Raw genomic sequence first — 25335 nt, 5'->3', positions numbered from 1 at the left:
TTTGAATGATATTTCTCTTATCTTCTCCCCTTCTTTTTTAATGTCAAATTCACCTAAATTCACTATATCAACAGTTTCAAATCTTTTTTCTTTTTTTATAGATAAAGAGTCTTGTGGGTTAACTGGAAAATGGAAATCTATTTTTTCTTTTTCATTTTTTAGGTATATGTCTATTACCAAGTTACCACTTCCTTTCTAAAGTATTTTTTAACATTACACCGTAGTTTTCTTACCATATATTCACCTTCTTTGATTTTTTGTATAAAAAAACACCTACTTTTTAAGTAAGTGTTATTTATAAGCATTTATTTTTAATTACTATAAGATTTTTTCAGATGTACATAGTCATTATAAAACTAGGAAATTTGATGATAATGCTTGGAGGAATAGGCAAGTTTACACACTACATAGTCATTATAAAACTTTCTTATAAAGTTTATAAGTAGATTATTTAGCTCGTGTTTACACACTACATAGTCATTATAAAACGGTCAAGGAATTGGTATATTGTTATCCGATAAGAGTGTTTACACACTACATAGTCATTATAAAACGCTGTTAGTGATAAGATGTCAAGAACTATTGACTTGCTTTACATACCACATAGTTAATATAAAACTTTGGGCGTATCTATGAAAGACCTTTCATTAGCTACCTTTACATACCACATAGTTAATATAAAACAAAGTGGCAATAGATTACCATATATAAATTTATACTTCTTTACATACCACATAGTTAATATAAAACTTTAATAAAGTTATGAAAAGTTTTACTTAATGCTGACTTTACATACCACATAGTTAATATAAAACCAAGTAGACTATTTAATTGTGTTGTTGCTTGTGCCGCTTTACATACCACATAGTTAATATAAAACTAATACAAAATTAATTGTATTTTTCAATACAAAAGGCTTTACATACCACATAGTTAATATAAAACCTGATAACTATAAGTCTATATTAGAAGTATTCAAAACTTTACATACCACATAGTTAATATAAAACTTTACTGGGGTAAGACCTCATGAAAATAATAATAAATCTTTACATACCACATAGTTAATATAAAACAAAAGAAATTTATGAGGGTGATATTGTTTCATATGACTTTACATACCACATAGTTAATATAAAACACTCACACTCAATACAGACTATATCAGTCCATTCTTGACTTTACATACCACATAGTTAATATAAAACTAAGCTTCCTCAATACATTCTAGCAGGTGCAGATTTCTTTACATACCACATAGTTAATATAAAACCTGGTATAATATTATCTCTTGTATAATTTCCACCTTTAGATATCTTTACATACCACATAGTTAATATAAAACCTGCAAATAAAAAATAGCAATGGTTCACATTCTATGCTTTACATACCACATAGTTAATATAAAACAATTGTTAGTTTAGAAAACTATATCGTAAATGGAAACTTTACATACCACATAGTTAATATAAAACAAGATAGGTATAAACATCCCTAGAGTATCAAGAGACCACTTTACATACCACATAGTTAATATAAAACGCGTTAAAACGAATATTAGAAAAACAAACACCAATGACCTTTACATACCACATAGTTAATATAAAACCCCAAAATAAACTTAGCATTTACAATACTTACACATATATAACTTTCTCAAATTTGCAGTGAACCATGAGTAGTGCAGTTGATAACGCTTATCACATTCCCTCAACACCTTACATTGCAACTGTTAAAGCCTACTTTATCACAAATATCGCTCACTGCAAAATTTATATATTTTTATTATATCATAAAATTCAAACTATAAAATTAAAATGGAATAATCTATCAATTTAAGAGCACCTACATATTTGTAAGTGCTTACTATATTATCTATTCTAATAATGCCTTTTTCTTTTTATTATATTCTTCTTGTGTAATTGCACCTGAGTCTAGCAACTCTTTTAGTTTCTTTATTCTATCTAGTGGGTCAATTCCACTGTTTCGAATATAATTATTATCATTGTTTTTTTCTTGTCGTAGCTTTTCTTCTTCTTTAGTTTCAACCTCTTCTTCTCGAAAATATATATTTTCAACTTCATCTACATTATTTCGAATTTTGCTAAAATCTTGAATCTTAAAATGATTCAATATACCACCATCATCTTTTGAATAAAAATCAAAATAGACTGTATCTATTTTAAATTTTTTCACCTCATTAACTATTTTTTTGATAAATTTTTTACACTCACCTAAATCTTTAAATTTTTCGTTTTGCAAACTTAAATCAACAAGCATCCTCCCTCTACCTTTACTGACTTCTAACTCATAACGAGAACCTTTATATTCTTGAGGTATTAATGGTTCTAACTTGGCTTTCAAATCTTCTTCACTTATTTCTATACCATATTTTTCTTCTTTTTCTTTTTTCCTTCTTTCATCCTCTTCTCTATTTGCTCTTTGCCATTCTTCTTCTTTAGCTTTTTCCTCTTTCACTCTTTGCTCTTCTCTAATAGCCATCTTCTCTTCTGTATATGGGCTTATATCTTCCCAAACTGCATATAAATATATTGTAAAAATAAGAAACATATAAGATATAATACACATAACTCTTTGTTTTTTTTTAACAAAATAAATAATTATTAATGATGCCAAAAGTACTAAACTTCCTGGAATAAACCCTATAAAAATAACTATTCCTAATAACATTAATATTATTGCTACTATTATCATTGCCATAATAAAATCCCCCACAAATTACTCATCTAAAACAATATTATAGCATAATTTGGTAAAATAAAAGCACCTACATGTTTGTAAGTGCTTTCTGCCCTAATATTTTAATTTCTAGTAGTACATATAATATTATAGTTAATCCTAATCAATTTCTAAATTAAATACAGATTCTTTCCCTGTTTGTATATCTCTAAATTCATTATAAAAACTTATATAATGACACAAGTCATCGGTTTTGTCTGAATAAAAAGCAAATGATGGCTCAAAAATTTCGTAGTCCTTCAATTCTGTTGCTATTTTTCTTATAAATTTTTTGCACTCCTTTTCATCTTTAAATATTTCATTTTGTACACTTATATTAAATGTAGTATACATATCTCTAATAGAGTATACCTCTAACTTGTAATTAGCACCTCTATATTCTTGAGGTATTAATGGTTCTAATTTATTTTCTAAATCTTCTGCACTTATTTCTATACCATATTTTTCTTCTTTTTCCTTTTTCCTTCTCGCATCATCTTCTTCATTTGCTCTTTGCCATTCTTCTTTTTTAGTCTCTTCTTCCTGCATTCTTTGCTCTTTTCTAATAACTAGTTTTTCTTCTGTATATGAGATTATATCATCCCAAACTGACCATAGATATATTGTGAAAATAAGAAAAATACAAGATAAAATTCCCATAAATTTTTGTTTTTCTCCAATGAAATAAAGAAGTACAAGTAAAGCCAGTAACATTATACTCACTGGCATAAAATATATAAATATACTTATACCTAATAACATTAATATTATTGCTACTATTATCGCTGACATAATAAAATCCCCCACAAATTACTCATCTCACTCAATATTATAGCATAATTTGGTAAAACAAAAGCACCTACCATTTAAGTAAGTGCTTTCTTATTTACAGTTTTTACAATTAGATTTATTCATTAATTTAGATTCATTATCATTGTTTATAATAATTAATGTTAAAATTTTTTTATTGTGGTATAATAAAAGCAAGAAGAACTACAATCTATTTGCGGTAGAGTGAAGTTCTATAACTGAAAGTTATTTTTTACGATGATATTTAAAATTTATATCAATCTTTAAGTCACTCTTTGCGGTAGAGTGGCTTTTTACTTTTTTGATTAACTTGCTAATCAAGTAAACTATGTAACTAGCTGTTACACTAGCTAACACATTAAATAAAAAATTATCCATACATACTCACCTCCCCTATCAATGTTGGGAGGATAATCTTTTGTATGAACTCCACTCTATAAATTGTAGATTACATCTTCTTACTAAAAATATTATAACATATATATTTACATATTTTTCCCATATATTACTTTTTTCATTATAATCACATCCTTTCAATAAAAAAACACCTACTATTTAAGTAAGTGTTTTTAGTATTTTTAATTTTAAGCCCATATAGTTAATATAAAACTGCATCTTTTTATCTAAGTGATTTATTAAAACATTTCTTTACATACCACATAGTTAATATAAAACGAAGATGATTTGTTTCAAGAGGGTGCAATAGGGATGCTTTACATACCACATAGTTAATATAAAACCTGAAACAATTAATTGTTTTTCAAATTAATTTGTTGACTTTACATACCACATAGTTAATATAAAACTATCCAATCTGCTAATTGTCTGCTCATACCTGCATCTCTTTACATACCACATAGTTAATATAAAACAAGACAATCTTGTTGAAGGTGTTCATTATCGAAAAAGCTTTACATACCACATAGTTAATATAAAACGTGAAACAAAAACTGAATTGCATGTTTATGTTATTAACTTTACATACCACATAGTTAATATAAAACCGCGAAAACTTTATCTAGTTTTCTAAGAGGTATAGGCTTTACATACCACATAGTTAATATAAAACTCGAAACTAATATTAAGTTAATATTCTGCCACAATACTTTACATACCACATAGTTAATATAAAACTAAAATATTTCCTAATTGGTGTACTTTGTAAAAAGGCTTTACATACCACATAGTTAATATAAAACTCCTGCAAACCAATCAACCATACTTTTTAATATTTCCTTTACATACCACATAGTTAATATAAAACTCGTGTTGTTCAGAGTGAGTCTTCTGAATATCGTATCTTTACATACCACATAGTTAATATAAAACGATAGAACTTAATAGTTCTATCTCTTTTTTGTTTATCTCTTTACATACCACATAGTTAATATAAAACAATCAGAAGGAATACAAGCTTTAAAAGATAAAAATAACTTTACATACCACATAGTTAATATAAAACCCCAAAATAAACTTAGCATTTTCAATACTTACACATATACAACTCTCTTAAATTTGCAGTGAGCGGCTAGTAGTGCAATTGATAACACTTATCAAACCTTCTCGATGCCTTATATTTCAACTGTTAAAGCATACTTAAACAGAAAAATCGCACGCTGCAAAACTCTTATATTTTTATTATATCATAAATAGATTATTTTTGAATATTTGTAACAATTTATAATTTAATAAAAATAAATATTTTTTAATAAACTCTGAAAAATTTTTTCACTTGTTATAAAATATAATTAAGTAATTAATTCAAATTAACTCAAAGGGTGGTGCTCTTATGAATATTAAATCAGCCTTCATAAGAAAAAGAAATTAAAAATTTCATGTATATGTGGAGTATGTGGAAGAAGAAACTGGGAAAAAGAAACAAAAAAGTTATGGAAGTTATGAAAAGAAAAAGGATGCTGAAAAACATTTAATTGAAATAAAATCGACTATAAACAATAATAGGTTTGTTGCTCCAAGTGATGCAACACTTGTAGAAAGATGTTACAAATATATAAAAGATAGAGAATGTAGTTTTTCTCCTAATACTATTAGAAATAGAAAAAACATGATTAAAAATCAAATTGACGTTTTCTTTAAAGATATGAAATTAATAGATATAACTCCTTCTATTTTACAGTCTTATATAAATAGCATATATAATGAACACATGTTAAATTCAGCAAAAAACCAAGTCGGTTTTATAAAATCGGTATTGAAAGAATCTTATAGATTAAAAGAAATATCAGAAAATATTTGTGATTTTGTTACAACTCCAAGCAAAAAAAATAATTCAACTTCTAATTTTTATACAAAACAGGAAGCTCAATTATTATTAGAAAAATCAAAAAACACTCCTATAGGGATACCGATTTTTTTGATGCTAACTCTTGGATTACGTTTTGGTGAAGCTGTATCACTTAGATGGTCAGATGTAGACCTTGATAAAAAAATCATACATATAAATCAAACATTAGTTTATGTAGACAATAAAATAATCTTCAAAGACCCTAAAACCCCTAAATCAAAAAGAAAATTATTTGCTCCTGATGAACTTATAAGTTTACTTAAAGAGGAAAAATTAAAACAAAATAAGTTAAAATTACAAGGTATATTGAAAAATGAATTCGATTTGATATGCTTAAATAAAAGATTCAACCCATGGGTTCAACCAACTTTTGTTGCTCCTTTTAAAAAACTATTAATAGATAATAATCTTAGAGATATAAAAGTACATGAATTAAGACATACAAATGCAACTTTAATGTTACTCTCAGGTACTAACATAAAAGCTATTTCTGAAAGATTAGGACATGCAGATATAAAAATAACTATGAATAGATATTCTCACCTATTAGATGAAATGGAAAAAGAAGCATCTGAAAATATAAGCAAAATACTATTCAAATAATGGTCAGTTTTATGTCAGTTAAATGTCAGTTAAAGTACTTTTGTTCCTATTTGTCAGTTAAATGTCAGTAATATATATAATAGAATATACTTATAAAACGCTTAAAATCACTATCATTTAATAAAATCTATAATTATTTACTATTTGCTGTTGACATTAGTACTATACCATAGTTTATCATTTATACTAGAAATAAAATTATTAATTAATAGTTTAATATTTTTATAATAGATTTACAAGGAGTGGTAATAAATGGATACTAAAATATCTATAAACGAAAATATGAGCCTAGGTAAGAGGTTTTTTAAATACCTAGCACCATCTGTAGTTGCAATGTGGGTTTTCTCATTATATACAATGGTTGATGGAATATTTGTAAGTAAAGGAGTTGGTGAATTAGCTTTAGCCGCTGTAAACATATCAATGCCATTTATTAATTTTATATTTGCAGTTTCTCTGTTATTTTCAACTGGTGCATCTACTATAATTGCAATTTATCTTGGCAAGAAAGATATTAAGTCTGCAAATGAAGTCTTTTCATTCAACTTAGTATCAATAATTATATTATCTATAATTATTTTAGCTATAACTTTTTTTAATTTAGACAGATTAGCATTATTTTTAGGAGCCACAGAATCTACAATTGGTATGGTTAAAGATTATCTAGGAATAATAATATTTTTTAATGGCTTCTTTATAGTATCTTACTCTCTAGAAGTTATAATAAAAACTGATGGATTCCCAATATTAGCTACTGTTGGTGTAATAATATCTGCTCTTACAAACATCGTACTTGATTACTTATTTGTAATTGAATTTGGATGGGGTGTAAAAGGTGCTGGCATCGCAACAGGTCTATCTCAAGTCTTTTCTACTGTTTTTTTCTTGATACATTTTTTAAGAAAAAACTCAACTTTGAATTTTTCAAAATTTAAAGTCGATTTCAAAACACTTAGAAAAATTATATTTATAGGCTTCCCAGATTCGACTACTGAATTAAGTTGTGGTATAGTTGTCTTACTTTTTAACTTGAGTCTTACTAAATATATTGGTGAAAGTGCTCTTATCTATTACAGTGTTATAAATTATATAAATACATTGGTACTTATGACTATGATGGGTATAACTCAGGGTATGCAACCTCTTACTAGTTTTTATTACGGTGCAGGGAATATAGATAACGTAAAAAAATTATTAAAGATGGGGATAAAAGCCACAATAATAGCATCAATTGCTGTATTTGCAACTTGTATGGCTTTTTCAGGACCAATAGTTTCTTTATTCATACACCCAGAGGAAACCGTACTATTCAATGAAGGAATTCGTGTATTTAAAATATTCTCTATATCTTTCTTACTTGTAGGAATTAACGTAATAATTTCTGGATTCTTTGTTTCAGTAGAAAAACCATCAATTTCTACTGTTATATCCCTTGGTAGAGGACTTGTAATAGTTGTTCTAAGTCTAATTTCAATGATACTAATATTTGGCGGTCAAGGAATATGGATGACTACTATTGTTTCAGAATTTATATGCCTTATTTTATCAATAGTTTTCCTAAAAAAGAATTATTCTACATTAGACTCTAATCTAAATAAGGTTGCTTAAAGAATATTATGTAAAATATATAAAATAAAAAATACCTATTATACAATCTTGCAAAAACTAGGATTATATAATAGGTATTTTATTTATGTAATTATTTTATTTCTAAATATCCATAACCATCTTTTGTTGAAGTTCCTTTCACTTCATACTCTACAGGCTTTTTGAATATTGGACCATCCACTACAAATGTATGGTATTCACCATGTTCTCCACATGGATCAGCACCTGCATCTTTTATCTTTTTCACAAGCTCTCTAGTCAATTTTTCTCCTAAGAATTCCTCTCCTAGATACTTTAAGTTTACTTTTGTTACAACACTGCAAAATCCACTTTCTATAAATTCATATACTAAATTTTCTCTACTCTCTTGCCACAATGGTAAACTTACTTTCATACCAACTGCATCACATCTATCAGAATCCCATTTTCTATGACTTTCTATGTCTATATCTCCATATGCACATATTGTTGCTCCCATATTTTTAGCTTTTATTAAAGCTCTCTCAAAACTCTCTTCATATCCTTCTACTCCACACTCAGCAACTAATAAAGGTAATCCTATATTGCTACTTACCTGTTTAAGCATATTATATTCTAAATTATGTGTCCATGATTTCCCATGTTCTTCACTTATAGTTGTCAAGAGTGCTACAGGCTTATATCCTTTTTTCAACATTCGATTTAATGCTAATATACTATCTTTACCACCACTAAATGACATTACAAATTTTTCATCAGCCAATTCTAACACCTCTTTCATCTAACTTTGTTTTGTTACCATAATTATACCAAATATCTGAGTTGTATAGCAAATTATATAGTACTTTAAATTACTAATTTACTATAAAAAATGTTCCCAATATTAAAAGTATAACACCTATGTACTTGTATAAATGCATTGTTTCTTGTCCTAAAATCACGCTATCAATAAAAAAACCAACTAGAACTTGAGATACAAGAGTTAATATAAGTGTATTTGATACGCCTAAATTTGGAATTGCTTTTACTGTAAAATATATTATTAGCCCACCAAATACTCCCCCTAGTAATAACTTATAGTTAAAACCATTTATAGACACCAAACACTTTAAATCACCTGTAACTATTATACTTGCCAAAAAAAATATTGCCCCCACAGTTAAGCTTATAAATGTTGCAACTAACGCTGTTGTACTTTTACCTAGTTCTCCATTTATAAAGGCTTCAAGAGCAGTAGACCCACCTGCTAATAATGCAAATATTATTGCCCATAATTTTGTCATGGACAAACCTCCTCCTATATAATTCTATTAATAAAAGTTTATGATACAACCTATCAATTAATTACTAAGTACAGTTTAATTTTTATACTTGGTGACTTTATTTGAATATAAATTTCTGTTATAATTGTTCTATTGATTTTGGAGGTGATTTTATGTACACAAATTTTAATATCGATTTTAATAACTTTAATAAAAAAGAAAATGCTACTAAGTTTATGTTAATGGGAGTATTACTCATCGTATTAGGAGTATTATGCCTTACATTTAAGACATTAGGGATAAAACTAATTTCTTGGACTTTTGGTATTGCTCTTTTATTCTTTGCATATTTAAATCTAAAAAATATCAATGAATTAAAAAGATATGCTACTAAAGAAGAAATTAAGCCATCTACTAATGTTCAATGGATTCTAATAATTGCATGTATATTACTTTTTATATTTCCGCAAAAAATACAAAGTATATTTTCATTATTTTTAGGATTTTATTTAATATTTAATCAATTAGTAGCACTTGTAAATAGTAAAAACAATCCATATTCTAAATTTACAACTTGGAATATAATTAAGACTCTATTTGGCATATGTCTTATACTGTCTCCACTTTTTCTATCTAGATTTATAGTATCAATAATGTCCTTTTTCATAATATTATTTGGACTAATTCTATTCTTTTCTGGAAATAATGCAAGAAAATATTAAATATTTTCTTGCATTATTTTCATATAATTTAAAATAGAATTTGTTTAAGTTATATATTTATGGTAATATGTTTTTTGTACAAGTCCAGTGTACAATTTTATTAGAAATAGGTGATTACTTTGGATAAATTTAAATATGCTTTTGATAATAAAAGGTATCATACTTGGAATTATTATCTTAGAAATACTTTTGGTGAAAAAGTTTTTAAGGTATCAATAAATGCAGGATTTACTTGCCCAAACATTGATGGAAGTATTGGCTATGGTGGATGTACCTATTGTAGCAAGGAAGGTTCTGGTGACTTTGCTGGTAACCCTAAAGATAATCTTATTAGTCAATTTTATAATATAAGAGAAATGATGTTAAAAAAATGGCCTCATGCAAAATATATTGGTTACTTTCAAGCCTATACAAATACGTATGCTCCTCTTGAAATTTTAAAAGAAAAGTATGAAACCATATTAGAACTAGATGATGTCATAGGTCTTTCAATATCAACAAGACCTGACTGTTTGCCAGATGATGTTGTAGAATACTTATCTGAACTAAATAAAAGAACTAACTTATGGGTTGAGCTTGGCCTTCAAACGATTCATGATTCCACATCTAAAATTATAAATAGAGGTCATGATTATAAATCGTTTGTAGAAGGTGTTGAAAAACTAAAGGCTAAAAATATAAAGGTTGTTGTACACATTATAAATGGTCTTCCTGGCGAAGATTATAATATGATGATGGAAACTGCAAAAGCTGTTGGTAAAATGGGTGTAGATGGCATAAAAATCCATCTATTACATGTTATAAAAGACACTCCTATGGAAAAAATGCTACAAAATGGCATGCTAACTCTTATGGAACAAGATGAATATATAAATCTAGTATGTGACCAATTAGAAATACTTCCCGAAACTATGATAATCCATAGACTTACTGGTGATGGCAAAAGAGATGAACTAGTTGGCCCTTTATGGAGTCTAAAGAAATGGGAAATTTTAAATCAAATTGATGATACCTTGAAAGCTCGAAATTCTTATCAAGGTTGCAAGTTTTTTTAATTATGTATATGTATTGCACATAAAACAGTATCAAAATAATAATAACTATAGAAAGAGTTATGTAAACATGATTCTCTCTATAGTTATTTAGTATTTATAAAACAAGATATTAATTTGTATATTTTATAGTATATAATAAAAAATTTAATTTATATTTCTAAATTAACTACAATTACCTATAATTTTATGTAACATTATTAATTTCAATGTTTTTAAATCTCAATACCTTTAAACCTCTAATTCTAAATACTTTCTGTTTTTTCAATCTGCTTTAACTTGTTGGATTTACAAAACATTTTTATTCCATCATAAGAAAGATTAAGTGCTACTACTGCTGATATTAGCATCAGCATCACTCCAAATAACTTCCATAAAGAAAAATTTTCTCCTAATATAGTACAACCGATTATTACAGAACCAACTAGCTCTACTGATGCCACAACACCTGCAACAGATAACTCTACTCCCTTAGATATACCTGCTGCATAAAAAATATATGCCAGTGCAGCTGGCACAACACCTAACATTAACATACAAGATAAAATATTTAAATCTTTAGCATAATACAATATCTCCCAAGGTCTAGCAGATGGAATCATAAAGATAGCTCCAAATAAGAAACTGTATACTAATATTGTCGAACTTGAGAATTCTTTCAAGGCATTTTTACTAATAGTTGGCATAAGTGCATATGCTATTGCTGATAATATACCAAGTAAAAGTCCAAAAGCACTTAAATTTTGAAAATCTAAACTTCCACCAGTCACTGCCATAACTGCACCCATAAAGCAAAAAATAAGTGAAAGTACTTTACTTCTAGTAATGCTCTCTTTATAACAGATTTTTGAAAATACTGCTAAAAATAATGGTGAAGTATATAATAAAACTGCTGCTACTGATACACCTACAGTTTCAATTGCTTTAAAATAACATAAGTTAAACATAGCTTGACATATAATACCTATTATTATTGAATATATGATTCCCTTTTTACTTATTTTTAAAATATGTGGTGTTCTTATAGAAGAATATACTCCCAAAGCTATAAACCCAAAAAACAACCTTGTAAATGCTACCTGTTCTGATGTCAATCCATTTCCCATTAAAAACTTTCCAAATAAACCAAGTGTAGCCCATAATATTCCTGCTATCGCTATAAATACATACCCTTTACTTTTTTCTCCCATTTTAAAATCCCCTCTAATTTTATTTAAGTCAATGCACATCGTTTTTGTTAAGCAAAAATTATGCCACTTTAATCCAATATGTATCGACACCAAAAACCTAGTATTTTCAATAATACTGATAAATTTTCAATTTTTTCATATTTGTTTCATATACATTTTAAGTTGATTTAGACTTGTTTTAATTGTAAAATAAGTTATATATAACTTATTTAAAGTTAAAATAGACTGAAACTTATATATTATATAAATATTAAATTTTAATTATATTTAACAAATTAAACCTATTTTAATATATCATTAAAATTTTAGGAGGACAACGGAAAAATGAATTTTGAATTAGATTTGGAATTTTACCAAAAGATATTGGAGGCTTCTCATGACGAAATATGTGCCTCTGATAATAAAGGAATAATAATATATTGTAATAAAGCATTTGAGGAAAATTACGGTCTAAAAAAAGAAGCTATTTTAGGAAAAAACGTTTCTTTTTTAGAAGAATCTGGATATTCAACAAAAAGCCCCATACCAGTTGTATTAAAAACAAAGTCTAAATTTTCACTAGAACAAGATACTCAAACAGGAAAAAAACTCATTATAACTGCTACCCCTGTATTTGATGAAAATGGAAACTTAGAATTTACTGTTGAGAATTGTAGAGACATAACTGAACTTAATAATATAAAGAATAAACTTGAAGATACAAGAAAACAAGTAAAAAAATATAAGTCTGAAGTAGAAACATTATATAGAACTGCTCTTAGAATTGAAGATACTGTAATTATGGATGGTCTAGTTATGAGACCTATCATAAATACAGTAAATCATGTTTCTAAAACAGACGTAAGTGTTCTTCTCTTGGGAGAGTCAGGAACAGGAAAAAGTTCACTTGCTAGATATATACATCACAATAGCAATAGAGCTAATGGTCCATTTATAACCATAAATTGTGCTACTATATCTCCACAACTCCTTGAATCTGAACTTTTTGGATATACTTCAGGTGCTTTTACAGGTGCAAGTACCAGGGGTAAGGTTGGACTTGTAGAATTAGCTGATGGAGGTACTCTTTTCCTAGATGAAATAGGAGATATACCACAAAATTTACAAGCAAAATTTTTACAATTAATACAAGATAAAACTTTTACCCCAGTTGGAAGTTTAAAAAACAAAAAAGTTGATATAAGGATTATATCTGCTACAAATGCTGATTTAATTTCAAAAGTAAAGGAAAAAAAGTTTAGAGAAGATTTATATTATAGATTAAACGTTATAGAAATAAAATTACCCCCTCTTAGAGAAAGAAAAGATAATCTCGTAGAAATTATAAAATATTATTTTAATAGGTATTCAAGTGACTTTAATTTAAATAAAACTATTTCTAAGGAGGCTATAAATATTATTGCAAACTATAGATTCCCAGGTAATATAAGAGAATTACAAAATATAATTCAAAAAATCTTACTTACCTGCACAAATAATCATATAACAGTAAATGATTTACCAAATATACTTACAAAAAATGTAACTATTGACAATAATGAAAATAAATTGAATATATCTCAAATTAACGAAGATATAGTATCTGATTTAACATCCATTAATTGTAAGAATAAAAATCTTGACACACTAATTATGGAATATGAAAAAAATATAATTTTGGATAGTTATGAAAAATTTGGCAGCTCTTATAAAGTAGCCAAACACCTTGAAATTTCTCAATCTAAAGCTAGTAGGTTAATTAGAAAGTATACTAATACTTAATTTTAAATTTGATAAACAAAAACTTAACACTATTTACATATTGTAAATTTGGCCATTTACTGGTATTATGAATATGGTTGAAATTATTTAAATAAATATGATTGACTTAGTTTCATATATTTACCATTAAACTTTTATCATAAATATCATATCATAATAATATATTTAATAAGTCTAACAAACTATACGAGGTGTAAATATGTTAATGAATACTCATTTTATTATGGCAAAATCAATACTTGATAATATAGATGAAAATAAAACATTCTTTATAAGTGAAAAAAACTTTATATATGGTAATATAAAGCCAGATGCTTTTTCTAAATATAAATTAAAAAAACATTATTTAGATGAATCATTTAATATGGTTGTTTCCAAAATAAACTATTTGTGTAGTCTTACTATAGATAGTCTTTCTAAATATTTCTCAGTAAGCAGACTTAGCCAAGAGCTAGGAGTTATATGTCACTTTCTATGCGATTTTTTCTGTGTAGCTCATAGTGAACGTTGGGAATTTAAACATAGTCTAAATAAACATGTTACTTATGAAAGAGAACTTGGAGCATTTGCAAAAGATGTTGATTTGTCTAAAATTAAAGGTACTAGTATAAATAACGGTTTTGAAAAATTTTTTACTAAGCTTTACAATGAATATAAAAAGAAAACTGATTATATGAATGATTTAAAGTTTTCAGCTTATACTTGTAATAGTGTTATAAATTATATATTGGATGCTATTTTATCTAATACAATAAAATCATATCATATAGCAAATTGTGGTTAATTTAAGAACTTTTGAACTTATAATTAAGTATAATCAAAATGACTGCTCTATAGAATATAAAAGATAATTTTATAATTCTTTAGAACAGTCATTTTTTATATTAAGTAAACAAAATCTCTAAAATTAATTACTTAATATATTTGTAGGAAAATATATTCCATTAAATTTTTATTAACTATATAAATCTTGTATCTAACTATTTATCGCCATTATAACATCAATAGCATTTTTCACACTATCCACTATATAATTTGCACTTTGTTTTACTTCTTCCCTCGCTTTGGACATTGCAAAACTGTATTTAAATCCTTCCAACATGCAAATATCATTTGGAGAATCTCCAATAGTAGCAACCTCATCTGGACTTACATTTAAAGTTTTTATTACATGTTCTATACTTCCTCTTTTTGATACACTTTTAGGTACTATATTTAAAGTATAAGTTCCAGAAAAATATATTTCTAATACATCACTGAACTCACTTTTTAGATACAATTCTATTCTAGATAACTCTTCTAAATTTTCAGAGCATACCCCTATATTTCCTATAAGGTTATCAAAACTACTTCTTTTCTCAAAGTCAGGGTCAACTATGAAATCACTAGAATAGTGTCTAAAAGCAGTTGTATCACTACCCACGATTACATCACCCTTATACTTAAAGTACAATTGTGCATCACTTGACTCAAATCTATCAATAACTTTTCTCACTAAATTATCGTCTATAGTTCTTTTAAAAATTACATTATAATCTTTATCATATATAAATGAGCCATTTTCACATATATAATATCCATTCATATCTAAATTGTCTTTAATAATATTACGAGCCTGTTTAAATATTCTACCTGTAGCAACATTAAACTGCACACCCTTTTTTTCTACTTCTTCAATTGCTGATATATCCTCTTCTGTTATAGTTCCATTTTCGTATAGAGTTCCATCTAAATCACAAAATATATGTTTTATCATAAATTAAAAGCCTCCAAAAATGATTTTATATTATACCAATGCTTTAAATATATCCAATATAATAATAATTTAAAGCTTTTCTAATTGTATTCTCAATTCATTAAGCAAATCTCTAGTAGCTCTTAATCTTATCTTTCTTCTATCTCCATTAAATATATTTTTTTTCACTACTGTTTTCCCATTTATATATATTGCAGTATAAACTAATCCTACAGGCTTCTCTTCAGTTCCTCCGCCAGGTCCAGCTACTCCAGTTGTAGATATGCCTATATTAGCTCCTAGCCCTTTAGCAACGCCCTCAGCCATTTCTATTGCTGTTTGCTCGCTTACTGCTCCAAATTCTTCTAAAGTTTCTCTTTTTACTCCTAATCTTTTCATTTTAGCCTCATTAGAATATGTTACACACCCTTCAAGAAACACAGAAGATATTCCTGAATAATTTATAAGAGATGAAGAAACTAAACCTCCAGTACAAGATTCAGCTACTGCTATTGTTAAGTTTTTTTCTACAAGAAGTTTAGCAACAGCATCTTCTAATGCAGTCTCTCCTTCAGACACTGAAATATCACCTTCAGTATATATATATTTACCAACTCTATTTTTTATTTCTTCTTCCACTGGTTTTATTAATTCAAAAGCATCCTTTTCATTTTTAGCTTTTGCAGTTATTCTTATTGTAACTTCTAACTCCTTTGCATACAAAGCAACTGTTGGATTGGTTTGTTCATTGATTATATCGAGAATTTCTAATTCCAGATTTGACTCCCCTATTCCATATAGTCTTAAAGTCTTAGATACTAGCATTTCATTTGTGAATTGTTGTAAGTAAGGTTTGACACTCTCATTAAACATAGCTTTCATTTCTCTTGGTGGTCCAGGTAATACTATTATACTTTTATCATTTTTCTTTAGAATTGCTCCTGGAGCTGTACCATTATTATTTTTTAATACTATAGCATCTTTTGGAAAGTATACTTGTTTCATATTGTTTTCAGCCATTTTTCTTCCTGTTTTAACGAAGAAAGATTCCAAAACTTCTAATGATGGTTTATGTAATTCTAGTTCCTGACCAAAGTATTCTGCTGCAGTTTCTTTTGTCATATCATCACCAGTTGGTCCAAGACCACCTGTAGTAATTACTAAATCACTTCTCTTTAAACTTTCATCAAAACATTCTAAAAGTCTTTGCTTATTGTCTCCAACTGTACTCTGATGGTATACTTCTATTCCCAATGATGCAAGTTCTTTAGCCAAAAATTGAGAATTTGTATTTACTATATCACCTAATAATATTTCTGTTCCTACACTTATTATTTCAGCTTTCAAAATTTATCACTCCTTGATTTTATAGCCATTAAGACTAGTCTTAAGTTCATAACAATAATTTTAGCAAAAATAATAACATAAATAAAGTTAAAAAATCATTTAAATATATCTTTAAATTAGATTATTACTCCAAAACCACACATGATACAAACTTCATATATAGTGGTACTTTCATCATCAACTCTTAATTCATATAATTAAGTAAGTAAATAAAAAATTTAATTTAAAATAATAAAAATCAAAATAGGAGTGTATAATATGAAAATAGCAGTTATAATGGGTGGAATATCATCAGAGAGAGAAGTTTCTTTAAACTCAGGAAAAGAGATATATAATAATCTTGATAAAAATAAATATGATGTTGTAAAAGTAATAATAGATGATAAAAAAGATATATTTACAAAAATACCAGAAGATGTAGATTTTGCAATACTTGCCCTACATGGTAAGTTTGGAGAAGATGGATGTATTCAATCAATACTTGAAACTATGGATATACCATATTCTGGATGTGGACCTCTTTGCAGTGGAATGTGTATGGATAAAAATATAACTAAAAAAATGCTTAGAGATTCAAATCTTCCTACTGCTCCATGGGCTTTAGTAAAATCAGTTGATGAAATAGACTATGATGAAATAGATAAGATAGGTTATCCAGTATTTATAAAACCAAATTCAGGAGGTTCAAGTGTAGCCACATTCTTTATTCATTCTAAAGATGAAGTTGAGGATGCAGTTCGCAAAGGACTAGAAGTTGATGAATTTGTAATGATTGAAAAATATATACCAGGTGGAGAATATACTTCATTTATACTAAATGGAGAAGTATTCCCTACAATATCTATAAAATCCGATTCAGGTTTCTTTGATTATGAAGCTAAATATTCAGTTGAAAAAGGAGCAAAAGAAGAAGTTGTTTATTTAGAAGATGAACTTCAAAAAAGAGTAAATGAAATTTCTGAGACTTGTTGGAAAATTTTTAATTGCAAAGCATATGTAAGAGTTGATATGATTATAAGTGAAGGTATTCCATATGTTCTTGAGCTAAATACTCTTCCTGGCATGACTCAAACTAGTTTAATTCCTAGAAGTGCATCTGCTAGAGGTATTAAGTATAGTGAGCTATTAGATAAACTTATAGAATACTCTTTAAATTAGATAAAATAATTTGAGGTGGTAATTTGATATTTTCAAATCTAAAATTAAATGATAATGAACCAATTTATATACAAATTAAAAATTATATAAGTGATATGATATCAAAAGGATTAATTCCAGACAATAGTAAGCTCCCTTCTACAAGGGAGCTTAGTCAGCTTTTACAAGTTAGTCGAAATTCTATAGTCTTAACCTATGAAGAATTAAAATCTGAAGGACTAATCTACTCTATTTCTGGAAAAGGTACATTTGTTAAATCAAAGAATAAATCTTCAAATACTACATGGTCTTTGAACTGGGACTGTTTAGAGAATACATACTCCAAAAAAGCTAATGAATTGGATATTATAAAAAGTGAGATTCCTTGGAGCTCTGACTTAATCTCATTTAAAAGTATCTCTCCAGATGGAGATTTATTTGATATGGAAGAATTCAAAAAATCTTTTCTAAATAGAATATCGTTAGAAGGTCACAAATTGCTCAATTATGGATATGCACAGGGTTACAAACCCCTTATTGATTATTTACTAAAATACATGACAAACAAGGGTGTTGATATTAATAACAAAGACATACTAATAACAAATGGATTTACAGAAGGCTTTGACATTATTATGTCATCTTTTACTCAAGAAAAAGATTACATAATATGTGAAAATCCTACTCATAATACTGCTATAAAAATTATGAAATCGCATAATCTTAATATCTTAGGTGTAGACATACATGAAGATGGTTTGGATTTTAATATGCTAGAAAAACGCTTAATTGAGTACAAAAATAAAATAAAATTTGCATATATTACACCTTCTTATCACAATCCTACAGGGATTGTAATGACTCCTGAAAATAGATACAAATTCTATAATCTTATGAAAAAGTATAACATAGCAATTATAGAAGATGGTTTTAATGAAGAATTGCTCTACAATAGTTCTCATATATTTCCTATCTGCTCTCTTGACAATATGAATAATGGAGTTGTATATATTGGCAGTTTCTCAAAAATTTTATTTCCTGGAATGAGAATTGGATGGATATTTGCAGATAAAAAAGTAATCGATAAGTTAGAAAGTGTTAAAAGATGCAGAAATATACATGTATCATTTTTGGACCAAGGAATTTTATTTGATTATTTGAGCAATGGTGCTTTTGAAAAATATGTTAAAAAAATACGTAAATTCTATGGAGATAAATTTAACTTTGCATATGAATGTATAAAAAAATATATAAACACAGAATACATCTTAGGTGATGGTGGTTTGCATATATTTATAAAATTAAAAAACATAGATACTAGAAAACTATTGGAAAAATGTTATGAAAAAAATGTTATATTTATGCCTGGAGATTTATTCTTTACAGACGATTCTGGTTATGACACTCTAAGACTTGGATTTTCTAGGTTATCTTTCAAAGACATTGAAATTGGAATAAAAGTAATTGGAGAAACTATAGATGAAATGTCCTAGGTTAACTAAATATTGTTAGCCTAGTTTATTTTTATGATGTATAATATATATAGTTTATATGAATCTAACACTGGGGGATAATATGAGTAAAAAGTCAAAACGAAAAAAGATTAATAAATTAAAACTAACAATTGTAATAACTGTATTATTTCTTGCCTTATTATCTATATATGAGATACTTTTCTCTAATCCTAACAAAAAAGATAACATAAACAGCCAAGAAACTATGCAAAATAAAAACAATACAACAGATGATTCTAAAAATAATCAAAGCTCTAGTAAAAAGCAGGAAGACAACAATATCAAACCTACTTTTTCATATTCTTCAATACCAGATAATATAAAAAACAAGATGATTGGTAAATCTATGCCTTCTGATGAACCTATAAGCTTTGATAACCTATCTTATTTAAAACTTACATACTATGGATTTGATGAAAAGACTCATCAAGGAGAAATGATAGTAAATAGTGAACTAGCTCCAGAAATTGTGGATATTTTTAAGGAATTATACGAAAAAAAATATCCAATTGAAAAAATCAAACTAATAGATGATTATGATGCTGTAGATGAAAAATCTATGTCTGATAATAATACCTCATCATTTTGTTATAGAACTGTAGCTGGTACAAGTGTCGTTTCAAACCATGGTAAAGGACGTGCTATAGATATAAATCCATTACAGAATCCTCAAGTTTCTGGAGATAATGTTAGTCCTAAAGTAAGCACAGTCTATGCTGATAGGTCTACTTCGAAATTTGGAATGATAAAAAAAGGTGATGATTGTTATAATGCTTTTGTAAGCAGAGGTTGGAGTTGGGGTGGATATTGGAAAAACCCAGACTATCAACATTTTGAAAAATAATAGATTAGAAATAAAGGTGAATTATATGAATTTAATGACATTGGAAAACATAAGTAAAAGTTATTCCGAAAAAAAATTACTTGAAAGTATATCTCTTGGAATCAATGATGGTGAAAAAATAGGACTCATTGGTGTAAATGGAACTGGTAAATCTACTTTACTTAAGATTATTGCAGGAGTTGAAGAAAGCGAAACTGGTAATATAACAAAAACTAATGGTATTAGAATAGAGTATCTACCTCAAAACCCAACTTATAATGAAAATTCAACTGTACTTGAACAAGTATTTAATGGGACTTCAGAGGAATTAAAACTACTTGGTGAATATCAAGAAATTTTGGAAAGACTTAATTCGAACTTTACAGATGAATTGAATAAAAAATTATTATCAATACACGAAAAAATAGATGCTTTAAATCTTTGGGATTTGGAAAGTGAAGCCAAGTCAGTGCTTACGAAACTTGGTATAAATGATTTTAATCAAAAAATAGCAGAACTTTCTGGAGGTCAAAGAAAGAGAGTTTCTTTAGCATCAGCCCTTATTACTCCTTGTGAGCTTTTGATACTGGATGAGCCTACTAATCATCTAGATAATGATACTATAGATTGGCTTGAAGAATATCTCAATTCAAGAAAAGGTTCACTACTTATGATAACTCATGATAGATACTTTTTGGACCGTGTTACGAATAGAATCATTGAACTAGATAAAGGTAGATTATTTAGTTATGATGGTAATTATTCAATATTTCTAGAAAAGAAAATGGAAAGACTTGCACTAGAAGCAAGTATTGAAGATAAAAGACAAAATTTAATTAGAACAGAACTTGCTTGGGTTAGACGAGGAGCTCAAGCTCGTAGTACAAAACAAAAAGCTCGTTTACAAAGATTCGATGAACTTACAAACAGGGAAACTTTCAAGCTTGATGAAAATCTTGATATATCAGTTGCATCAAGTAGGCTTGGAAATAAAATAATAGAAATACACAATATATCCAAAGCTTTTGAAGGTAATACAGTTATAGATAACTTAGAATATACTTTAGCTCGTACTGATAGAATTGGTATAATAGGAAAAAATGGTATGGGTAAATCAACCCTTATAAACATACTTAATGGAGAAATAGAACCTGATAGTGGATATATTTCAATTGGAGAGACAGTTAAAATAGGTTGTTTTTCTCAAGATGACTCTCATATGAACATTGATATGAGAGCTATAGACTATGTAAAAGAAGCTAGTGATTATATAGAGACTTCAGATGGTACTAGAATTACAGCTTCTCAGATGTGTGAAAGATTCCTTTTTAATGGTACCATGCAGTATACTTTGATAGGTAAATTATCTGGTGGTGAAAGAAGAAGACTCCACCTTCTTAGAATCCTTATGACGGCTCCTAATGTCCTTCTGTTGGATGAGCCTACAAATGACTTAGATATTGAGACACTTAAAATCTTAGAAGAATATCTTGATGAATTTAGAGGTGTAGTAATTACAGTATCACATGATAGATATTTCTTAGATAGAATTTGTAATAAAATCTTTGCATATGAAGGAAATGGAAAAATCCATGTATATACAGGTAATTACAGTGATTATCTTATATATAGAGAGATTCAAGGAATTGAGTTTGAAGAGTCTAAAAAGGAGTCAATAAAAAAAGACGATTCTACTACTTCAAAAAAAGAAAAACCTAAAAATGATAAAAAACTCAAATTCTCATATAATGAACAAAGAGAATTTGAAAATATTGAATCTGATATAGAAAAACTTGAATCTAAAATTTCAACACTTGATGAAAGTACTTCAAAATTTTCAACTGACTTTACTAAGCTTCAAGAAATTTTAGATGAAAAGTCAAAACTAGAAAAGGAACTTGAACATAAATATGAGAGATGGGAATATTTAAATAATCTAGCTGATGAAATAGCTAATAATAAATAATTATATGTTAATATTAAGTTTAATAATTTCTAATTTAAATTTACAGGTTTTAAATATATTTTCATAATTTTAACACTAAAAAAGAGGCTTATCTCCACTTTGAGATAGCCTCTTTTATAATTATCTTCTAACTTTTACATTCCGATATATCCTATAATAAGCTTCCTTATATTTATATATCCAGTCTTTCAACATAGTGACAATTAACTTCAATATGATTTAAAAAAACTAACAATCTTTCATAAAGTGGATAAGATTCTTCTCCATATTTAGCTTCTAGGTTCTCGCCTATCGCTCTAACAGTCCTTTGACCATCAATCTGTAAAAATACGAAACTAGAATATTCATCTAGTTCTATTTTTTTATATTTAGGTATCCTAGCTTTTAACTTTCTAAAAAACTTTTGGATTTTATGGTCCTGTTTTTCAAGTATCGTTACAATACTATTTTCATCTACTTCATATTCAAGTCCACTAGTAATTTTAAATACAATATCTAAAACATCATTACTCTTGCTCATTATTTTTTACTTTAGATAAAACAATAGGTAATGCTGTAAGTACAACTAAAACTACCAATAAAGCAATTGCCATTGAATTTGTTGCGGCAAATCCACTTGGTACTTTTGGAGTTATAACTCCAGTTACTTGTAATATTATACCTATTAAACCAATGATAGAACCACCAGCAACAAGACCAGAAGATAAACTTATACCATTAGAAACTTTAACTTCTTTTTCTTTTTCAGTTTTAGATACCAATTCAACAAATAAACGGATTAATGCTCCAACTAATATTATAGAAGTAGTTGCTATTGGTAAATAGAATCCTATAGCTATAGTCATTATTGGTAAATTTAATGCATATAACACAATTGCCATAAATACTCCAACAATAATCATAACCCAAGGTAAACTACCTGACATAATACCAGAAGTTAATGTTGACATTAAGTTAGCTTGTGGTAATGCAAATTGAACATTATCACCAGTTGCTTTAAGTTGGTCAGAAAGTAATAAAATTACTCCAACAACAACTATAACACCAACTATACTTGCAATTGTAAAGTAACGTTGCATTTCATTTTTGCTACCACCAATGATATAAGTTACTTTTTGAGATTGAGTATAACCTCCAGCTATAGCAATAGCAACAACTATAAATGAACCAAATAAAAGTAATGATTTATTAGCTTCTAAATCAGTCCAGCCCATTACAACAAATACTAATGTTACAATAACTAGAGAAGCAATAGTCATACCAGAAACTGGAAGGTTTGATGTTCCTATTGTTCCTGTTAAACGTCCTGCTACTATAACAAATAATAAAGATAATAAAAGAGATATGATAGCTCCAATAATTGCCATAGCAATATTACCAGAAATTAAGAACGCTGCTAGGAATCCAACAACTACTCCACCTAATAAAAGTATCATTTGTATAGATGAACCTTCTTCTCCTTCTCCAGTACTTGATTTAGCTTTAAGTGTTTCTTTTATAGAAGCGATTATAGTTGGTATAAGTTTTATTGCACCAATAATACCACCACAAAGCATCATACCAGCACCTATATATTTTACATAACTACTAGATATAGCTCCAACATCCATTTGGTTAAGAGGCATTGCAGGATTATTCCATACCATAGCTCCATCTCTAGCCATATCTGTAAAGTATCCTATTAAAGGTGCGATACCAAAGTTTGATAATATACTTCCTGCAAACATTGTTAAAGAAACTTCAAGTCCTACTATAAATCCTATTCCTAAAAGTAGAGGATTTACTTCGATATCAAATTTCCATTTGTAGAACTTACTTCCTACAAGACTCATTACATTGTTTGCTACATTTAAGAATGAACCAGTTAATACAGTAATAAATCCACTTATTACAAATCCTATTCCCATGTACTTAATTGAATCTCCACCAGCTTCTGAAGCAACAAGTGTCTCAGATATAGCCATTGATTCTGGGTACATAAGTTTACCATGTTCTTCAACTATTAGATAGTTGTGAACTATAGCAGCAACTCCTATACCAAATAAAACTCCACCAACTCCAACAGCTAAGCCTTCTAAAAATGTAATTTGGCTTCCAATTAATATAACTGCTGGTAATACGAAAATGAATCCACTTGCAACAGATTCTCCACCACTTGACATACCTTGGATTAAGTTCTTACCAAGAATACCCTTTTGACGAGCAAATGCTCCAACAAAAGCAGAACCTATTATAGCTCCTGGAATACCAGCTGCAACAGTAAGACCAGCCTTCATTCCAGAATAAGTTGTAGATGCGGCAAAAATGGCAGCTAAAATGATACCGATAATCAGTACAGCTACATTTCCACCGGTTCTGGACTTATCTGTGATGTAAGGAACGTAATCTTTTCCACTAACCTCACCATAAGCACCCTTAGGTAATTTTTTGTTCATAAAATTTTCACCCCTTTTCAGTTTGTATATATTATAACATATATACATATAAAACTTAACTTTTTATTATTTTACAAATAGCGAGTTAAAGTTACTAAAATTTAACCCCATATTATTATTTTCTATTTTTAGATATTTTTATGCTAATATTCTTTTTATTTTTCAATTATACTAAAAAGCATTAAGATAAAAAATAAAAAAAATTTTTAATATAAAATTAAATTTGTTAAAAAAACACTTTAAAACACGCAAAAGTATAAAAAATACAATAATCATTCCCATAAACAAATTTTCATCACAGTAAAAATGTACAGAAAATTCTTTCTTTTGTGTAAATTGATCCATTC

The 25335-nt window shown here is 27.7% G+C and carries 20 protein-coding genes, 2 pseudogenes and 2 CRISPR repeat arrays; of the genes and pseudogenes, 11 read left to right on the top strand and 11 right to left on the bottom strand.

Annotated elements, in window-relative coordinates; translation table 11 throughout:
- The 4 genes and pseudogenes from Q3223_RS08140 to Q3223_RS08125 all read right to left on the bottom strand — a co-directional run.
- Positions 1 to 180, bottom strand: a pseudogene (locus tag Q3223_RS08140) (phage portal protein); the annotation flags it as partial.
- Between the two features lie 214 nt (positions 181 to 394).
- Positions 395 to 1609: direct repeats of the CRISPR family, unit length 29 nt; unit sequence CTTTACATACCACATAGTTAATATAAAAC.
- Positions 1610 to 1875: 266 nt separating this feature from the next.
- Entirely contained in the window at positions 1876 to 2721 is an 846-nt protein-coding gene (locus tag Q3223_RS08135) for an SHOCT domain-containing protein (RefSeq protein WP_407811825.1), read from the bottom strand.
- Between the two features lie 138 nt (positions 2722 to 2859).
- A complete protein-coding gene (locus Q3223_RS08130) occupies positions 2860 to 3531 on the bottom strand; it encodes a hypothetical protein (protein WP_284181807.1) in 672 nt (223 codons plus the stop codon).
- A gap of 243 nt (positions 3532 to 3774) precedes the next feature.
- Entirely contained in the window at positions 3775 to 3927 is a 153-nt protein-coding gene (locus tag Q3223_RS08125) for a type I toxin-antitoxin system toxin (RefSeq protein ID WP_004454589.1), read from the bottom strand.
- A 268-nt stretch (positions 3928 to 4195) separates the two neighbouring features.
- Positions 4196 to 5011: a CRISPR direct-repeat array (repeat unit 29 nt; unit sequence CTTTACATACCACATAGTTAATATAAAAC).
- A gap of 378 nt (positions 5012 to 5389) precedes the next feature.
- Here Q3223_RS08125 and Q3223_RS08120 point away from each other — a divergent pair.
- From Q3223_RS08120 to Q3223_RS08110, 3 genes and pseudogenes are all read left to right on the top strand, one after another.
- Positions 5390 to 5692 (top strand): annotated as a pseudogene (locus Q3223_RS08120) (Arm DNA-binding domain-containing protein); the annotation flags it as partial.
- 24 nt (positions 5693 to 5716) lie between these two features.
- Positions 5717 to 6457 (top strand): site-specific integrase, encoded by a 741-nt coding sequence (locus tag Q3223_RS08115; protein WP_407811827.1) that lies wholly within the window; start codon positions 5717 to 5719, stop codon positions 6455 to 6457.
- A gap of 252 nt (positions 6458 to 6709) precedes the next feature.
- On the top strand, positions 6710 to 8065 hold the full coding sequence (locus Q3223_RS08110) for an MATE family efflux transporter (protein ID WP_407811824.1): 1356 nt from the start codon (positions 6710 to 6712) through the stop codon (positions 8063 to 8065).
- 91 nt (positions 8066 to 8156) lie between these two features.
- Here Q3223_RS08110 and Q3223_RS08105 read toward each other — a convergent pair whose 3' ends face one another.
- Together Q3223_RS08105 and Q3223_RS08100 are read right to left on the bottom strand one after the other, a co-directional pair.
- Positions 8157 to 8816 carry a diphthine--ammonia ligase gene (locus tag Q3223_RS08105; RefSeq protein ID WP_407811823.1) on the bottom strand — a complete coding sequence of 220 codons (660 nt, stop codon included), beginning with the start codon at positions 8814 to 8816 and terminating at the stop codon, positions 8157 to 8159.
- 82 nt (positions 8817 to 8898) lie between these two features.
- On the bottom strand, positions 8899 to 9327 hold the full coding sequence (locus Q3223_RS08100) for a DMT family transporter (protein ID WP_003429356.1): 429 nt from the start codon (positions 9325 to 9327) through the stop codon (positions 8899 to 8901).
- Positions 9328 to 9479: 152 nt separating this feature from the next.
- On the opposite strand from Q3223_RS08100, the gene Q3223_RS08095 reads away from it, so the two are divergent.
- Complete coding sequence (locus tag Q3223_RS08095) at positions 9480 to 10028, top strand: DUF308 domain-containing protein (RefSeq protein ID WP_054269896.1); 549 nt, start codon at positions 9480 to 9482, stop codon at positions 10026 to 10028.
- A 119-nt stretch (positions 10029 to 10147) separates the two neighbouring features.
- A complete protein-coding gene (locus Q3223_RS08090; RefSeq protein ID WP_054269895.1) occupies positions 10148 to 11083 on the top strand; it encodes a TIGR01212 family radical SAM protein in 936 nt (311 codons plus the stop codon).
- Between the two features lie 242 nt (positions 11084 to 11325).
- Here the strand turns inward: Q3223_RS08090 and Q3223_RS08085 are convergent, their stop codons facing one another.
- A complete protein-coding gene (locus Q3223_RS08085) occupies positions 11326 to 12270 on the bottom strand; it encodes a DMT family transporter (RefSeq protein ID WP_407811822.1) in 945 nt (314 codons plus the stop codon).
- 324 nt (positions 12271 to 12594) lie between these two features.
- On the opposite strand from Q3223_RS08085, the gene Q3223_RS08080 reads away from it, so the two are divergent.
- Together Q3223_RS08080 and Q3223_RS08075 are read left to right on the top strand one after the other, a co-directional pair.
- Complete coding sequence (locus Q3223_RS08080; protein WP_407811821.1) at positions 12595 to 14031, top strand: sigma-54 interaction domain-containing protein; 1437 nt, start codon at positions 12595 to 12597, stop codon at positions 14029 to 14031.
- A 199-nt stretch (positions 14032 to 14230) separates the two neighbouring features.
- Positions 14231 to 14815: a zinc dependent phospholipase C family protein gene (locus Q3223_RS08075; protein WP_054269892.1), complete on the top strand. Its 585-nt coding sequence runs from the start codon at positions 14231 to 14233 to the stop codon at positions 14813 to 14815.
- 192 nt (positions 14816 to 15007) lie between these two features.
- On the opposite strand, the gene Q3223_RS08070 is transcribed toward Q3223_RS08075, so the two are convergent.
- Both Q3223_RS08070 and Q3223_RS08065 read right to left on the bottom strand, forming a co-directional pair.
- Positions 15008 to 15787, bottom strand: coding sequence for a Cof-type HAD-IIB family hydrolase (locus tag Q3223_RS08070; protein ID WP_054269891.1), 780 nt, complete (start codon positions 15785 to 15787; stop codon positions 15008 to 15010).
- A 69-nt stretch (positions 15788 to 15856) separates the two neighbouring features.
- Positions 15857 to 17113, bottom strand: coding sequence for a competence/damage-inducible protein A (locus Q3223_RS08065; RefSeq protein ID WP_407811820.1), 1257 nt, complete (start codon positions 17111 to 17113; stop codon positions 15857 to 15859).
- 258 nt (positions 17114 to 17371) lie between these two features.
- Here Q3223_RS08065 and Q3223_RS08060 point away from each other — a divergent pair, with 258 nt between their 5' ends.
- From Q3223_RS08060 to Q3223_RS08045, 4 genes are all read left to right on the top strand, one after another.
- The gene (locus tag Q3223_RS08060) at positions 17372 to 18271 is read left to right on the top strand and encodes a D-alanine--D-alanine ligase (RefSeq protein ID WP_054269889.1); all 900 of its coding nucleotides are present in this window, start codon (positions 17372 to 17374) and stop codon (positions 18269 to 18271) included.
- A gap of 23 nt (positions 18272 to 18294) precedes the next feature.
- Complete coding sequence (ddlR, locus tag Q3223_RS08055; RefSeq protein ID WP_407811819.1) at positions 18295 to 19743, top strand: transcriptional regulator DdlR; 1449 nt, start codon at positions 18295 to 18297, stop codon at positions 19741 to 19743.
- An 82-nt stretch (positions 19744 to 19825) separates the two neighbouring features.
- A complete protein-coding gene (locus Q3223_RS08050) occupies positions 19826 to 20608 on the top strand; it encodes a M15 family metallopeptidase (RefSeq protein ID WP_407811818.1) in 783 nt (260 codons plus the stop codon).
- A gap of 25 nt (positions 20609 to 20633) precedes the next feature.
- Positions 20634 to 22553, top strand: coding sequence for an ATP-binding cassette domain-containing protein (locus Q3223_RS08045; protein ID WP_407811817.1), 1920 nt, complete (start codon positions 20634 to 20636; stop codon positions 22551 to 22553).
- 172 nt (positions 22554 to 22725) lie between these two features.
- Here Q3223_RS08045 and Q3223_RS08040 read toward each other — a convergent pair whose 3' ends face one another.
- Together Q3223_RS08040 and Q3223_RS08035 are read right to left on the bottom strand one after the other, a co-directional pair.
- Entirely contained in the window at positions 22726 to 23073 is a 348-nt protein-coding gene (locus Q3223_RS08040; protein ID WP_054269886.1) for a PqqD family protein, read from the bottom strand.
- The gene (locus Q3223_RS08035; protein ID WP_054276369.1) at positions 23060 to 24988 is read right to left on the bottom strand and encodes an OPT family oligopeptide transporter; all 1929 of its coding nucleotides are present in this window, start codon (positions 24986 to 24988) and stop codon (positions 23060 to 23062) included. The genes Q3223_RS08040 and Q3223_RS08035 overlap by 14 nt, the downstream gene beginning before the upstream one ends.
- Positions 24989 to 25335: the final 347 nt, after the last annotated feature.

Source organism: Clostridioides sp. GD02367 (genome assembly GCF_045900275.1).
Lineage (GTDB): Bacteria > Bacillota > Clostridia > Peptostreptococcales > Peptostreptococcaceae > Clostridioides > Clostridioides difficile_A.
Note: the sequence above shows the minus strand (reverse complement) of the source record. Positions and strands in the feature narration are given on the sequence as shown.